The sequence below is a fragment of the Psychromonas aquatilis genome, assembly GCF_038155185.1.
GTDB lineage: Bacteria > Pseudomonadota > Gammaproteobacteria > Enterobacterales > Psychromonadaceae > Psychromonas > Psychromonas aquatilis.
Genome location: NZ_JBAKAZ010000002.1, coordinates 26,009 through 40,331 on the forward strand (window position 1 = coordinate 26,009; position 14,323 = coordinate 40,331).

At 36.5% G+C, this 14,323-nt stretch carries 15 protein-coding genes; 10 read left to right on the plus strand and 5 right to left on the minus strand.

The genetic code is table 11. The annotated features are described in order from the left end of the window. Nucleotides 1-108 precede the first annotated feature (108 nt). Entirely contained in the window at nt 109-2,040 is a 1,932-nt protein-coding gene (locus tag V6256_RS00625) for an EAL domain-containing protein (protein ID WP_341596034.1), read from the plus strand. Nucleotides 2,041-2,054: 14 nt separating this feature from the next. Here the strand turns inward: V6256_RS00625 and V6256_RS00630 are convergent, their stop codons facing one another. After that, the gene (locus V6256_RS00630) at nt 2,055-2,999 is read right to left on the minus strand and encodes a 1-aminocyclopropane-1-carboxylate deaminase/D-cysteine desulfhydrase (RefSeq protein ID WP_341596035.1); all 945 of its coding nucleotides are present in this window, start codon (nt 2,997-2,999) and stop codon (nt 2,055-2,057) included. Nucleotides 3,000-3,378: 379 nt separating this feature from the next. Between V6256_RS00630 and V6256_RS00635 the strand changes: the two genes are divergently transcribed. Then, nucleotides 3,379-5,211, plus strand: coding sequence for a monovalent cation:proton antiporter-2 (CPA2) family protein (locus V6256_RS00635; protein ID WP_341596036.1), 1,833 nt, complete (start codon nt 3,379-3,381; stop codon nt 5,209-5,211). A gap of 111 nt (nt 5,212-5,322) precedes the next feature. Here the strand turns inward: V6256_RS00635 and lipA are convergent, their stop codons facing one another. From lipA to V6256_RS00655, 4 genes are all read right to left on the minus strand, one after another. Beyond that, nucleotides 5,323-6,291, minus strand: coding sequence for a lipoyl synthase (gene lipA / locus V6256_RS00640; RefSeq protein WP_341596037.1), 969 nt, complete (start codon nt 6,289-6,291; stop codon nt 5,323-5,325). Beyond that, complete coding sequence (gene lipB, locus V6256_RS00645; protein WP_341596038.1) at nt 6,281-6,934, minus strand: lipoyl(octanoyl) transferase LipB; 654 nt, start codon at nt 6,932-6,934, stop codon at nt 6,281-6,283. Before lipB ends, lipA begins: the two co-directional genes overlap by 11 nt. Before the next feature lie 9 nt (nt 6,935-6,943). After that, nucleotides 6,944-7,213 carry a DUF493 family protein YbeD gene (gene ybeD, locus V6256_RS00650; protein WP_341596039.1) on the minus strand — a complete coding sequence of 90 codons (270 nt, stop codon included), beginning with the start codon at nt 7,211-7,213 and terminating at the stop codon, nt 6,944-6,946. Nucleotides 7,214-7,323: 110 nt separating this feature from the next. Next, the gene (locus tag V6256_RS00655; RefSeq protein WP_341596040.1) at nt 7,324-8,481 is read right to left on the minus strand and encodes a serine hydrolase; all 1,158 of its coding nucleotides are present in this window, start codon (nt 8,479-8,481) and stop codon (nt 7,324-7,326) included. Nucleotides 8,482-8,870: 389 nt separating this feature from the next. Between V6256_RS00655 and V6256_RS00660 the strand changes: the two genes are divergently transcribed. From V6256_RS00660 to ccmE, 8 genes are all read left to right on the plus strand, one after another. Then, nucleotides 8,871-9,209, plus strand: coding sequence for a P-II family nitrogen regulator (locus V6256_RS00660; RefSeq protein ID WP_341596114.1), 339 nt, complete (start codon nt 8,871-8,873; stop codon nt 9,207-9,209). Between the two features lie 30 nt (nt 9,210-9,239). Continuing rightward, nucleotides 9,240-10,457 carry an ammonium transporter gene (locus tag V6256_RS00665; protein WP_341596041.1) on the plus strand — a complete coding sequence of 406 codons (1,218 nt, stop codon included), beginning with the start codon at nt 9,240-9,242 and terminating at the stop codon, nt 10,455-10,457. Between the two features lie 215 nt (nt 10,458-10,672). Next, complete coding sequence (locus tag V6256_RS00670; RefSeq protein ID WP_341596042.1) at nt 10,673-11,308, plus strand: hypothetical protein; 636 nt, start codon at nt 10,673-10,675, stop codon at nt 11,306-11,308. Between the two features lie 223 nt (nt 11,309-11,531). Then, nucleotides 11,532-12,170, plus strand: a complete 639-nt coding sequence (gene ccmA / locus V6256_RS00675; RefSeq protein ID WP_341596043.1) for a cytochrome c biogenesis heme-transporting ATPase CcmA — start codon at nt 11,532-11,534, stop codon at nt 12,168-12,170. Further along, the gene (gene ccmB, locus V6256_RS00680) at nt 12,163-12,831 is read left to right on the plus strand and encodes a heme exporter protein CcmB (RefSeq protein ID WP_341596115.1); all 669 of its coding nucleotides are present in this window, start codon (nt 12,163-12,165) and stop codon (nt 12,829-12,831) included. Before ccmA ends, ccmB begins: the two co-directional genes overlap by 8 nt. A gap of 35 nt (nt 12,832-12,866) precedes the next feature. Beyond that, the gene (locus tag V6256_RS00685; protein WP_341596044.1) at nt 12,867-13,625 is read left to right on the plus strand and encodes a heme ABC transporter permease; all 759 of its coding nucleotides are present in this window, start codon (nt 12,867-12,869) and stop codon (nt 13,623-13,625) included. A gap of 1 nt (nt 13,626) precedes the next feature. Next, nucleotides 13,627-13,833 (plus strand): heme exporter protein CcmD, encoded by a 207-nt coding sequence (gene ccmD / locus V6256_RS00690; protein ID WP_341596045.1) that lies wholly within the window; start codon nt 13,627-13,629, stop codon nt 13,831-13,833. Next, on the plus strand, nt 13,830-14,306 hold the full coding sequence (gene ccmE / locus V6256_RS00695; RefSeq protein WP_341596046.1) for a cytochrome c maturation protein CcmE: 477 nt from the start codon (nt 13,830-13,832) through the stop codon (nt 14,304-14,306). Before ccmD ends, ccmE begins: the two co-directional genes overlap by 4 nt. Nucleotides 14,307-14,323: the final 17 nt, after the last annotated feature.

Sequence of the window (14,323 nt, forward strand, 5' to 3'; positions counted from 1 at the left end):
TGAAAAACATAAAAGCAAATATTATAACAATTTCGTCACTATGTGAGTGAAAATTTTAGATGAAGTACTGGCTTTCCCTACCTAAAAATAATTTATGACAAGGATGTTATGAAGTTTACAAATAAGTTTACATTTATTACCAGTACGATTGTGCTTACTTGCATTGCTCTGCTGCTTATTGGTGGTTTTATAAGTCTACGGGCTTTATCGTTAAAGTATCACCAACAACGCATTGATAGTGTTATTCAAGTCATTGAAAAGCAGATAGATAAACAAACAACGCCTACAGAGTTTGCTCAATGGTTACCTGATGTTTTAGATGCAGCTGGTGTGGTCCGTTTAGAAGTAAAGCGAGATGATGTTACTGTTTATCAAAATTATTATCAGAGTCGTCATTATTACCCAATGAATCTTTTATTGGATTATTCATACCAACTTGAAAAGTATCCTCAAGTTAAATTAATTTTGCATACCCGACAGCCATTTTCAGATCTTAAGTTTACATTTTGGCCTCTTGCGGGGATCGGTACAGCCATTTTATTATGTTTAAGTTTATTATACTTCGCTTTACGATGGATAAAACGCTCTTTTCATGGTGCTGAATTATTAGAAAAACGCGCTCATTATCTTTTGCAGAACAACCCGACAGCGCGCATTGCACAGAAGGGCGAGTGGCCTAAAACGGCTAGTAAAGCGTTAGATGTATTATCTGAACGCCTTGAAAATAGCCGTAAAGAACGGAGCGTTTTTGATATACATATACGCAGTAAAGCTTTTTTAGATGAAGATACTGGGCTAGCTAATAACTTGGCATTTGAGAATAGATTAGATGCACTGACAATGGATGAAAGTTATACATCTAATACATTGATGCTGATTAGTTTGCATGAATTAAGCGCTATTAAATATCAGTTTGGAATAAAAGAATCTGAAAAAGTAATTCAACAAGTCGTTGATCTATTGAGTCACTTTTGTCGACGTTATGATGATAGTTTTCATGGGCGTATCAAAAAGTCTGAATTTGTTGTCTTGTTACCACAAATGGCTTACCAAGAAACGAAAACAGTCGCTAAACAGTTAACAAGTTTACTCTCTAAACTACAATTGCCTGATCCTTCATTGATAGAGGGATTTTTCTATATGGGGGTTGTTAATTTCCCTTGTGGGGCATTAGCCGAAGATATTGTGGATGATGTTCAACGTGCTTTATTTGTTGCAGAACAACAAACCAATAGCGGCTGGCACTTATCTGAAGAAAGTTTAACAGAGGTAGTGATCAGTAAAGGGACCGTTCGCTGGAGAACACTATTAACTAATGTGTTAGAGAAAAAGTCCATGATGTTATATCGACAGAATGTGATGAAGAGAAATCAAAGCGATATTCTATATGCAGAATTATGGCCACGTATTATTGGTTATGACAAAGAAGTTATTTCAGCTGGTACGTTTATGCCGATGGCTGCTAAATGTGGTTTGAATGAACAGTTTGATAAACAAATGTTAGATGAAGTTTTATCGTTATTGGTATTACGAGGGGAGCATTGTAAGCCTATTTCCATCAATATCGGCGCTAGTTTATTGATGAATAAAGAAAATAATAAATGGCTAATTTTTGAATTAATGCAAAAAACTAAAAAGTTACGTAATAATTTAGTCATAGAAATCTCAGAGCATATTATTGAAAAAGATTATTCCTCTCTGCGTTCTGTATTAATTACATTACAGAAGATAGGTTGTAAGATTGCCGTTGATAATGTCGGTAAAACAGTAGTGAATACACAGTATATATTAGACTTTAATATTGACTACCTGAAGCTTCACGCAAGCTTAGTACGCGATATTCATATTCGTAAAACTAATCAAATTGCAGTGCAGAGTTTAATGGCGAGTTGTCTTAACAGTGATGCTAAAGTGATTGCTGTTGGTGTTGATAATAAGCAGGAATGGCGATGTTTGTTACAACTAGGTGTATATGCAGGGCAAGGCACCTATTTTTCAGCGCCTAAGCCAATGGAAAGTTACGAAAACTGTAAAGGTTGAAGAAGAGTAGGGACTTAATTAATGAATTCATTTCGCTCATTGAGTCCTGCTAATCCTTGTAAGCCACCAGTGTGTAACAGAACAATATGCGAGCCAGCAGGAAAAAAACCTTTTTGAATTAACTGCCAAACAGCATAAAACATTTTTCCTGTATAAATAGGTTCGATTGGGATGTTGGTTTGTTCGCTAAATTGATGACAAAAACGATCTAGTTCAGGGGAAACTTTGGCGTAACCACCTTCATGAAATGTCTCATGTAGCTGCCAATTAGCCGTTTCTGCTTGAGGAACCAGGTCGTTAACTACTTGTTTAAGGTAATGCGCATTTTTAAGTACAGCAATGCCATGGATTTGCATTACCGCACCATACTTTATAGCACCACTAATTAAACCGGCTAAAGTACCTGCACTACCGGTAGCCGTAAATAAGTAATCAATAGGTTGAGATTGTGTTATTAACTCTTCCACTACCTCTTCTACACCTGGAATAGCGAGCTGATTAGTACCGCCTTCAGGAATAATATAAGTATTAGGAAATTTTACCTTCAAGGTTTGTAAATAGTCAGTTTGCTCTTTTAAACGATAAGTTTTTCTATCTACAAACTGTAATTTCATTCCCCATTGCTGTACTTTTGATAGTGTTGGATTTTTAATATAATGAGCCTCACCTCGAATAATACCAGTGGCATCAAAATTAAAACGGTGGCTAGCTGCTGCCAAGGCATGAATATGATTTGAAAATGCACCACCAAAACTGAGCAATTTATGGATGTTATTTTTTTGTGCATATAACAAGTTATATTTCAATTTTCGCCATTTATTACCTGATATATCAGGATCTAATAAATCATCTCGTTTTACTGCCAAGGTAATTTTATGTTTAGCTAGAAGCGGGTGAGTAATCATTTGTAACGGGCTAGGATTAAGCTGTTTTAATAAGTTTTTGTTAAGATCTTTCATGGATCACTCTATTTGCTACTAATCAAATTGGTATGTTAACTCAAAAGACTGTTATTAACTTTTATTTTAAAAAGCGTTAATAATAAAGATACTCAGAGTCTCATTATAAGTTATTTTGATTTAGCTTCATTAGTATACTAAAAACAGATTCATAACTTTACAGTTTAGGCTTTATTAGTGAGGCCTTAGTTAAGTCGTTGTCTTATCTGCCTCTGATTTTATTTTTTACGTTTATTTGTTCTGTCAAAAATGTTTATTTTAAAAATGCCATTGCTGGATATATTAAAATGAGCGATATTTATATACAAATTCCAATCTCCTTTTAATAGATCTATTGAGATCTATTATCTTGTTAGTCATTAATTATACAAGGAACATAATGTTAGAAATTGCTGTTATTTATCTTGCTGCAGCTATTGCAGCTGTACCGATAGCCAAGCGCTTAGGTTTAGGATCTGTGCTCGGGTATTTATTAGCAGGTATATTGATTGGACCCTTTTTATTAGGCTTCGTTGGCGATCAGTCTGAAGTACTACATTTTGCAGAGTTTGGCGTGGTTATGATGTTGTTCCTGATTGGATTAGAGCTACAGCCAAGCCGTTTATGGAAGTTACGTCATTCAATTGTTTTGCAGGGTAGTCTACAGCTTGGTCTTAGTACCATGCTGATCTGGGTTATTTGTTATTATGTGTTTGCAATGGCTTGGCAAACTTCTTTAGCATTAGGGTTGATGCTTGCTCTCTCATCTACTGCGATCGTTTTGCAAACCTTAACTGAAAAAGGCTGGATAAAACAACCTGCAGGGCAAAATACATTTTCAATTTTGTTATTTCAAGATATTGCAGTGATCCCGATCTTGGCATTATTACCATTACTTACATTTAACGTTGAGCCAAGTGTTACGAGTACGGTGCACCAGAGTTTAATTGACGGTCTCCCTGCTTGGGGACAGGTGGCAATTTCATTATCGGTTATCAGTAGTATCTACTTCTTGGGTAAATATATTTCTACTCCTTTATTCCGTTATATTGCTGAAACTCGCATTAGAGAAATATTTACTGCTTTTGCATTATTGTTAGTTATTTCTATTGCTTTGATTATGCAAAAGATAGGGCTTTCTCCTGCATTGGGAACTTTTTTAGCTGGGGTTGTTTTAGCTGAAAGTGAATTTAGACATGAGTTAGAAGCAGATATAGAGCCATTTAAAGGGTTGTTATTAGGATTATTTTTCATTGCTGTCGGTGCTTCAATTGATTTTTCTCTTCTTTTTGATCAGTTCTCATTAATCCTGGGGATTGTCTTTGCTTTGATTGCAGGGAAAGCGTTTGTACTGTATTTAATTGCTTCTATATTTAAATTAAAGTCGAAGCAAAAAGTCCTGTTTACACTGGCTCTCGCACAAGGTGGAGAGTTTGCTTTTGTTTTAATCTCATTTACAGGTAGTTTAAATATCTTAACGCCGGAGCAGGGTAAAATAACGACATTGGTAGTGGCTATTTCAATGTTATTAGCACCGATTTTATTAATGATTTATGACCATTTATTAGTGCGCAGAGCAGAAAAAGCTGATTACGATGATCCTTCACAAATTGAGTCTACTGACCATGTCATTATTGTCGGTTATGGACGTTTTGGACAGGTTGTTGGTCGTTTGCTAACTGCGCAGGGCTACCACCTTTCAATTTTAGACCATAGCCCTGCACAAATTGATTTAGTGCGCCGATTTGGTACTAAGGTATTTTATGGTGATGCTGCACGAGGTGACTTATTAAAAGCCGCAGGGGCAGCGCAGGCTAAGTTGTTAGTGATTGCTGTTGATGAATCTGAAAAAGCATTAGAGATTATCGATATTGCTCAGAAATACTTTCCAAACTTAAAGATTGCAGTGCGTGCTATCGATAGAACACATGCTTATCGCATTATACAAAAGGGCGTACATACTTTTAGACGTGAAAGCTTTGACTCAGCAGTAAACTTAGGAATTGATGCGTTAACGTTATTAGGAGAGTCTCCAAAAGCAGCTAAAAAAGCAGGTGGGTTATTTAAAAAATATGATGAAAATGCACTGGACGATTTAGCAAGAATTTGGGGAGATGATCAGCATTATGGGGCAGCAGTACGTCAACATTTAGCTGATTTAAAACAAGTATTAGAAAATGATAAATTGAAAAATGAAAACTTTGTTGAAGAAAGTGAGGCGACTGAAAAATAATATCTGTACTCAGAGAGTATTTGATATCGAGGGTAAACTGAAGTTAATAATATAGTATTTGGAAGTGTTATTTAGCTCATTTCAGTTATTATGAAATGAGCTATTAGTTGTTTATTTTACTTCTTTACCTGATGCTTGTAAGTCTGCATGGTATGAAGAGCGAACAAGGGGGCCACAAGCCGCATGTTCAAAGCCGATTGATTTTGCCATTTCACCTAGTGCATCAAACTCTTCAGGTGGAACATAACGCTCAACAGCAAGATGTTGTAAACTTGGTTGCAAGTATTGTCCTAGGGTTAGCATTGTTACGCCATGTGCAGCTAGATCTTTAACCACTGTTTGAATCTGTTCATTTGTTTCACCTAAACCCATCATAACACCAGATTTAGTTGGAACAGTTGGATGCTGCTCTTTGAATTTTTGTAATAATTTTAATGACCATTTATAGTCAGCACCTGGACGAACCTGTTTATATAGGTGTGGCGCTGTCTCTAGATTATGGTTAAATACATCTGGTACGTCTTTCTCAAAACAAGCTAATGCTTTATCCATACGTCCTTTAAAGTCAGGTACTAATATTTCAATTTTAATACTTGGATTTAATAGTCGGATTTCACGAATACAATCAGCAAAATGTTGCGCACCACCATCACGTAAATCATCACGATCCACCGATGTGATTACAACGTATTTTAGTTTCATATCTTTAATCGTTTCAGCTAATTTCTTTGGCTCATCTTTATCAACGGCAAGTGGTTTACCATGGCCAACATCACAGAATGGGCAGCGACGAGTACAAATATCACCTAAGATCATGAAGGTTGCTGTACCGTGATTGAAACACTCATTTAAATTAGGGCAAGAGGCTTCTTCACAGACCGAGTGCAATTTATTTTTACGTAAAGCAGCTTTGATCTCAGTTACTCGAGTATTATCTGCAGCAAGTTTAATCTTCATCCAAGAAGGTTTCTTTAAAATAGTACTTTTATCAGAAGGCACTACTTTAATTGGAATATGAGACATCTTATCTGCATCACGCAGTTTATTACCGGCAGTTAATTGGCTTGGCTTAGTATTCATTTTTAAAGCTCTCTATCTGTGTGTATTTTAAACTTTCGTTTAACTTTTCAATTAATAGGGGTGACAAGTCTGCAACCGAAGAATTGATTCCAAGATCGCTACATTGTGTCATTTCTAATCCTGCATAACCACATGGGTTTATCTGTAAAAATGGAGAAAGGTCCATATCTACATTCAGTGCTAATCCATGAAATGAACAACCTTTTCGGATTTTTAGACCCAGTGAAGCTATTTTTTTACCATCTACATAAACACCTGGTGCATCAGGTTTTGCAATCGCAGTGACATTAAAGTCTGCTAATAAATCGATAATAGCCTGTTCAATAATGCTCACTAAACGACGAACGTTAAATGATTTACGACGAATGTTAATCAATAAGTAAGCAATTAATTGTCCTGGCGCGTGATGTGTTATTTGCCCACCACGGTCACTTTTCACAATTGGAATATCGGTATTGGTAAGCAGGTGTTCAGCTTTCCCGGCCAACCCTTGCGTGAACACTGGGTGGTGTTCTACTAACCAAATCTCATCGCTAGTGGATTCATCTCGTTGCTCTGTAAAATCACTCATTGCTTGCCATGTATCTAAATAGGGTTGAACACCTAAATAGCGAATAATGAGTTTTTCTTGGATTGCTGTCATGGTATGTGCTTATAAAATGTAACGAACAAGTTCTAATTTATTTAACTCAGTGTAGATCTCTTCAACCTGCTCTTTGCTGTTGACTATCACTGGAATTGATAATGAGTGATAAGTGCCTTTAGAGCTCGGTGTTACCTTTGGAGAGTAATCATCAGGCGATATTGCTTGAATTACTGATAATACATCTGGAATAAGTTGTGGGTCAGCAACACCCATTACTTTAAATGCTAAGCTACATGGAAAGTCTAATAACTCATCAAATTTAGTATTTAAGGCCATTTTGGCTCCTCAAAAAATACAGATTATAACTACAAAAGTGAGGACGAGCCTCACTTAATATCATAATAGGTTAATATTAGAATTAACCTTAAAAAATAGAACTATCAGTTTTATCCGAACCAACTAATAAATAATAGTTTGATGTAATCAATCATTCGGCTAAAGAAACCGCCTTCTTCAACAGTTTCTAATGCGATTAAATCGTAGCTGGCAACAGTCGTATCTTCTAATTTATAGTTTACTTGACCTACAGTATCACCCTGTTGGATAGGAGCACGTAGTTCACTATTAATTATAAAGTCAGCTTTAAGGTTTTGTGTTTGATTACGTGGTAGCGTGACAGGTGTATCAGCAGGAACACCTAACTTAATTGTTGCTTGAGAGCCCATCCAAATACGCTCTTCTGTTAGTTGGTCATTAGCTTTATATGGTGTGATTGTTTCAAAGAAGCGGAATCCCCAGTTAAGTAACTTTTTACTTTCTACTTTACGAGCTTCTTCTGAACGTGTGCCCATTACAACACTGATTAAGCGCATGCCATCTTTTGTTGCCGATGAAACTAAACTATAGCCTGCTGCACTTGTGTGGCCTGTTTTCATTCCATCTACATTTAAGCTTTTATCCCACAATAGAGCATTGCGGTTATATTGAACTATACCGTTGTATTTGAATGATTTTTGGCTATACAGTTTATATTCATTTGGCACGTCTGTAATAATTGCTTTCGCTAAAATTGCCATATCTTTAGCTGTTGTATGGTGTCCTTCTGCATGTAAACCGTGGCTATTAACAAAATGTGTATTTGTCATACCAAGTTGTAGTGCCCAAGAATTCATTAAATCAGCGAATGCAGATTCACTTCCTGCGATATGTTCAGCCATTGCTACACAAGCATCATTGCCAGATTGGATAATAATGCCGCGATTTAAATCATCAACAGTGACCTCTTTTCCAACTTCGATAAACATTTTTGATGAATCAGGAAAGTTTTTTGACCAAGCATTTTCAGAGATGGTTACTTTATCAGTTAATTTTAGATTACCTGATTTTAACTCTTGTCCGATGATATAACTGGTCATCATCTTAGTAAGAGAAGCTGGTTCTAATGTCTCTTCACTATTATTTTCAGAAAGCACTTTTCCTGAATCAAAATCTATTAGTAAATGGCCGCGAGCAGCAATTGATGGTGCTTGTGGGATAACCATGGGAGCGGCTAATGCATTAATGCTGAGTAAAAAAGTGATAAGCAATAGGCTTATTTTTTTCATGTTACATACCTTTAGGGTTGTTAAGTCGAAAAATTGTTACGCACTATAGCAGATCAAGCTTTATTTGCTAAGTACTAAGCGGATTAGTTGTATATTTTTTTGTATTTAAGGAGCAAATTACTACTTATAAAATAAGTAGTAATTTGCTAAGTCAGTTGAAATTTAATTAAGTTCTCGTACTGACATTTATTTCATTTTTATCTTGTATCATCACAGTGCATCGCTATTGTTTTTTTTGCACTGTATTGGTGCATTGTGATTTGTTTACTTTACTGTTTGAATTTTAAGTTATTGTTTTTTATTGATTATTTTTTTTGGCACGTTAGTTGTTATAGAAGGATTAGTCTTATTAAAAATAAAACATTAATTACACATTAAAGGAATATATGATGAAAATGTTAACCGCAATAATTAAACCATTTAAATTAGATGAAGTGCGTGAAGCAGTGATGGGCATCGGCATCGCGGGTGTAACTGTTTCTGAAGTAAAAGGCTTCGGTCGTCAAAAAGGCCATACCGAGCTATATCGTGGTGCTGAGTATCAAGTTGACTTTTTACCTAAAGTTAAATTAGAAATTGCGGTAACAGATGATGATGTTGATCGTTTAGTTGAAGCTATTGTTGGTGCAGCTAATACAGGGAAAGTAGGTGATGGGAAAATCTTTATTCAACCACTAGATCATGTGGTTCGTATTCGTACTGGCGAAAATGATGAAGAAGCGCTTTAAACCAAATTTATAAGTAAAGGAATAATTATTATGGAAACAACAGTTACAGAGTTACGATTTGCGTTGGATACCTTTTATTTTTTAATATCAGGTGTTCTTGTTATGTGGATGGCAGCCGGTTTTGCGATGCTAGAAGCAGGTCTTGTTCGCTCTAAAAATACCACTGAAATTTTAACTAAAAATATCGTTTTATATGCAATTGCATGTACGATGTTTTTATTAGTTGGTTATAACATCATGTATGTTGATAACAGTGCTGGTGGTTGGTTACCTAGCTTTGGTTCTTTAATTGGTACTGCATCTGAAGGTGCTGACCATTCTCTAGAATCTGACTTCTTCTTCCAAGTAGTATTCGTTGCAACAGCAATGTCTATTGTCTCTGGTGCAGTTGCTGAGCGTATGAAGTTATGGTCATTCTTAGTATTTGCTGTATTTTTAACTGGTTTTATTTACCCAATTGAAGGTTACTGGTCTTGGGGCGGTGGTTTCTTAAGCGAAGCTGGTTTTAGTGATTTTGCTGGTTCAGGTATTGTACACATGGCAGGTGCTGCTGCAGCATTAGCCGCTGTTATCTTACTTGGTGCTCGTCGTGGTAAATACGGTAAAGATGGTAGTGTTCACCCAATTCCTGGTTCAAACATGCCACTAGCTACATTAGGTACGTTTATTCTTTGGATGGGATGGTTTGGTTTTAACGGTGGTTCTCAACTATTAGTTTCAGATGTTGAAAACGCCACTGCTGTTGGTCAAATTTTCTTAAACACTAACGCCGCTGCTGCAACGGGGGCAATTGCTGCTATGTTGGTAAGTAAATTTAAATGGGGCAAAGCAGATTTAACAATGATTCTAAACGGTGCATTAGCGGGTTTAGTTGCTATTACTGCGGATCCTTTATCTCCATCACCACTATTTGCTGCATTCATTGGTTTAATTGCTGGCGCAATCGTAATTTACAGCATCATCACATTAGATAAATTAAAAATTGATGATCCAGTAGGTGCTATCTCTGTACATGGTGTGTGTGGTCTATTTGGTCTATTAGTTGTGCCACTTTCAAATGACGGTGCTTCATTCGGTGCTCAATTATACGGTGCAGCTGTTATATTTGGATTTGTATTTGTAGCTTCATTCATTGTTTGGACTGTGATTAAATCTGTAATGGGTATTCGTGTAACAGCTGAAGAAGAAGATGCTGGTATGGATATGCATGACTGTGGTGTAGAAGCTTACCCAGAATTTAAAAACTAATTTCAAATAATATTAATGTAGTTTATTAATAAAAATATTGTTGATATTGATAATCCCCATCTTAGTTCTTAAGGTGGGGATTTTTTATATGTATATTTAAAGCGTTAGCATCAAGCTAGTTGATTTCTGGTAAACTAAAAGCACTTAGTTAATTAGTGCGGCTAGTATAATTCATGCTATGTTTAATTATCTTAAATGCTAACCAAGGAATGATGATGCGTAAAAAAACTCACTTGTTAAGCTTGCCTGCTATCGCTTTATTAGCAGCATGCTCAAGCTCTGATCCCACACAAGAAACTTCTGTCGGTGAAATCCCTAGTTGGGTGCTTAGTCCTCAGGTTGAAGATGGTATTGCGGTTACTGAGTGTGTTACTTGGTCAGGGAGTATGTCTATCGATAAACAACAAGCGATTGCCCATGCTCGTTCCTCTTTAGCTCAACGTATTGAAACCAAAGTCAGTACCATGGATAAAACCTATCGAGAAAAAATCGAAGTTGCTTCAGCCTTAGATTCAGGATCTACTTTTTCTAGCGTTTCAAAGCAAATTACTGAGCAAACGTTAATAGGAACAAGCCCACTTAAAGTAGATATTGTTGATATCGCTGGTAAAGATAACTTATGTGCCTTGGTTGCTATCGGGCAGAGTGAAACAAAAGATATTTTTGATAGTTTAATTGACGCGGCAGATCGCCCAATTAATAACGCACAAAAAGATATTTTATACCAAGAGTTTAAGGCGCAAATGGCACAAGATGAATTAAGTGCTGAAGTAGAAACGTTTAATTTAGCACCTGTAAATTTAGAGTCTTATAATCAAGAGCTGGATAAGTTGACTAGTAGTGATGAGTAAATCGACTGTTTACTGTCTTCTCATGACTTTATAAAGTCGACACAGCTCTTTTAGAATAACGTTATAAAAATTTTTAATGAATAATGAGCGACTCTTAGTTTTACGTTAATGGCTAGGTTATCTTCTCATTATTCATAAGCTTTTTTCTGTGGTAGTATCAAACCTTAAATTCTTGACATTAAATGGCGTATTATTCGTTTTTTCTTGGTGAAAGGTAGTCTTCATGCTTGAATGCAAAAACTTAACTTGTGTTCGTGAACAACGTGTCTTATTTGATAATCTAAGCTTTACTCTCTCCCCTGGTGAAATACTTCATGTAGAAGGGCCTAATGGGGTCGGCAAAACGAGTTTATTTCGTTTGCTAGTAGGTTTATCCTCACCTTATGCTGGCGATATCTACTGGCTGCAAAATAATATTTCCACCGTTCGTGAATCTTATTATCAACACTTACTCTATTTAGGTCATAAGTCAGGGCTTAAACCAGAATTAACTGCCATTGAAAACCTACAATACTTTCAAAGTTTGCATAACCCGAATGTTGAGTTAGATGTATGGGAAACCTTAACGTTAGTTGGATTAGCTGGCTATGAAACGATTCCCGTAGCACAACTCTCCGCAGGCCAACAACGGCGTGTTGCATTAGCAAGAATGTGGTTTAGTGATTGTCCATTATGGATTTTAGATGAACCCTTTACTGCGATTGATAAAAGTGGCGTTAAAGTGATTGAAAACCTGCTAGTTAAACATGCTGAAAATAATGGTATGGTGATTATCAGTACCCACCAAGATTTAAATGTTCCAGATACACTTTATAAAAGGTTAATGCTTGAAAAGCCAATTGCAGAGGCTTTCTATGTTTAATGCTTTCTGGCATATTCTACGCAAAGATTTATTGGGCGCTTTTCGTCAAAAAAGTGATATTTTAAATCCAATCTGTTTTTTTATTATTGTGGTAACCTTATTCCCTTTGGGCATTGGTAACGATCCTGTATTACTTGCTCGGATTGCTCCCGGCGTGATCTGGGTGGCTGCTTTATTAGCAAGTTTATTATCTTTTGAGCGCTTGTTTAAAGATGATTTTATTGATGGTTCATTAGAGCAGATGATGATCGCACCACATCCATTATCTTGGTTAGTTTGCGCTAAAATCTCTGCTCATTGGCTATTAACCGGTTTACCCATTTTGTGCGTTTCACCTTTATTAGCGGTTTTCTTATCGCTAGAGGTAAAGGTTTTTTATGTCCTATTTCTGACCTTGTTAATCGGTACGCCGATATTGAGTCTGATAGGTGGGATAGGAGTCGCATTAACCGTTGGTTTACGTAAAAGTAGTGTTTTATTAAGTTTGGTTATGTTGCCTTTTAGTATTCCTGTTTTGATTTTTTCAACAATGGCTATAGATGCTGCTAGTTTTGGTCAGTCATACATTGGTTTATTGGCATTATTAGGGGCAATGCTAGTCGCTGCAATTACCTTAGCGCCTTTTGCTATTGCTGCTTCATTACGTGTTAGTGTGAGCTAGTTGATCACCTATAATTATAAGTTAGAGATTCGATTATGTGGAAGTGGTTACATCGTTATGCAAAAGCTGAAAAAAGCTATGAATTAGCTGGAAAGTTGATGCCGTGGTTTTTGGTCCTTGCGCTTATAACTTTTGTTGTTGGTGTTATTTGGGGGCTAGCATTTGCTCCTGCTGATTATCAACAGGGTGACAGCTTTCGCATTATATATATTCATGTCCCAGCTGCGATGATGGCGATGGCAGCTTACTCCACCATGGCCATTGCCGCCTTTATTGGTTTAGTTTGGCAAATTCGCTTAGCAGATATGACCGTAGCAGCGACAGCCCCTGTTGGTGCCGTTTATACTTTTATCGCCCTCTTTACTGGTGCTGCGTGGGGGAAACCGATGTGGGGGACGTGGTGGGTGTGGGATGCTCGGTTAACCTCTGAGTTAATTTTGTTATTCGTGTATCTTGGCATTATTGCTTTATATAATGCATTTTCAGATAAAGTATTAGCAGGTAGAGCGGCTTCTATTTTGACTTTAGTGGGCGTCATTAACTTGCCTATTATTCACTTTTCAGTGGTGTGGTGGAATACCTTGCACCAAGGCGCAACAATCACTAAATTTGATAAACCTTCAATGGCGACAGAAATGCTGATCCCTTTACTCATTATGATTGTCAGCTTTTTGGCATTTTTAGTACTGATGATTTTATATCGCTTCCGTAATGAAATTTTGCAGAGGGAAAGTCATCGACCTTGGGTAAAAGAATTAGTTAAAAACTCCATTATGCTTAAATTAAGAGGTTAACGTGGCATTTACTTCATTCTCAGATTTTATCTTAATGGGCGGTTATAGTTTTTATGTTTGGTTAGCGTATGCGGTCTCATTATTAAGTATTATAGTGTTGATTGTTAATAGTGTGCTCAAACGTAAGAAAATATTCAGACAAGTGATACAGCGCATAGAGCGAGAAGAGCGCATTAAAGCTGCCGAAAATAGAGAAGATATTTTATGAACCCAAGACGTCAGAAACGTTTATTCGTTATTTCTTCGTTAATTGTTGGATTATCAGTCGCGATTGGTTTAACACTGTTTGCCTTACAGCAAAATATTGATTTGTTTTATACGCCTAATGAAATAATTAACGGCAAAAATGAAACTGGCATTACACCTGAAATTGGACAAAGACTTCGAGTAGGTGGGATGGTGTTAAATGGCTCAGTTCAGCGTGATCCCGATAGCCTTAAAGTAAGCTTTGATTTGATTGACAATAAAGCGGGGCAAATTACTGTTTACTTTGATGGCATTTTACCTGACCTATTTAGAGAAGGTCAGGGAATTGTTGCACAAGGGTATTTAAAGTCAGCTAATAGTGTCGATGCTTTTGAAGTATTAGCAAAGCATGATGAAGAATATATGCCGCCAGAAGTGGCTAATGCATTAACAGGAATGGAACATTTAAAGACTCAATCAGAGTCTGCTAAATAGCACTTTCATAACGAATA

What these genes read in the sequence shown, in the direction of transcription:
- V6256_RS00635 (WP_341596036.1), top strand. Translation starts at nt 3,379, where the DNA reads ATGTTAGAAATTGCTGTTATTTATCTTGCTGCAGCTATTGCAGCTGTA.
- ccmB (WP_341596115.1), top strand. Translation starts at nt 12,163, where the DNA reads ATGTTTAATGCTTTCTGGCATATTCTACGCAAAGATTTATTGGGCGCT.
- lipB (WP_341596038.1), bottom strand. Translation starts at nt 6,934, where the DNA reads ATGACAGCAATCCAAGAAAAACTCATTATTCGCTATTTAGGTGTTCAA.
- V6256_RS00665 (WP_341596041.1), top strand. Translation starts at nt 9,240, where the DNA reads ATGGAAACAACAGTTACAGAGTTACGATTTGCGTTGGATACCTTTTAT.
- lipA (WP_341596037.1), bottom strand. Translation starts at nt 6,291, where the DNA reads ATGAATACTAAGCCAAGCCAATTAACTGCCGGTAATAAACTGCGTGAT.
- ybeD (WP_341596039.1), bottom strand. Translation starts at nt 7,213, where the DNA reads ATGGCCTTAAATACTAAATTTGATGAGTTATTAGACTTTCCATGTAGC.
- V6256_RS00660 (WP_341596114.1), top strand. Translation starts at nt 8,871, where the DNA reads ATGAAAATGTTAACCGCAATAATTAAACCATTTAAATTAGATGAAGTG.
- ccmE (WP_341596046.1), top strand. Translation starts at nt 13,830, where the DNA reads ATGAACCCAAGACGTCAGAAACGTTTATTCGTTATTTCTTCGTTAATT.
- ccmA (WP_341596043.1), top strand. Translation starts at nt 11,532, where the DNA reads ATGCTTGAATGCAAAAACTTAACTTGTGTTCGTGAACAACGTGTCTTA.
- V6256_RS00670 (WP_341596042.1), top strand. Translation starts at nt 10,673, where the DNA reads ATGCGTAAAAAAACTCACTTGTTAAGCTTGCCTGCTATCGCTTTATTA.
- V6256_RS00630 (WP_341596035.1), bottom strand. Translation starts at nt 2,999, where the DNA reads ATGAAAGATCTTAACAAAAACTTATTAAAACAGCTTAATCCTAGCCCG.
- V6256_RS00685 (WP_341596044.1), top strand. Translation starts at nt 12,867, where the DNA reads ATGTGGAAGTGGTTACATCGTTATGCAAAAGCTGAAAAAAGCTATGAA.
- V6256_RS00655 (WP_341596040.1), bottom strand. Translation starts at nt 8,481, where the DNA reads ATGAAAAAAATAAGCCTATTGCTTATCACTTTTTTACTCAGCATTAAT.
- V6256_RS00625 (WP_341596034.1), top strand. Translation starts at nt 109, where the DNA reads ATGAAGTTTACAAATAAGTTTACATTTATTACCAGTACGATTGTGCTT.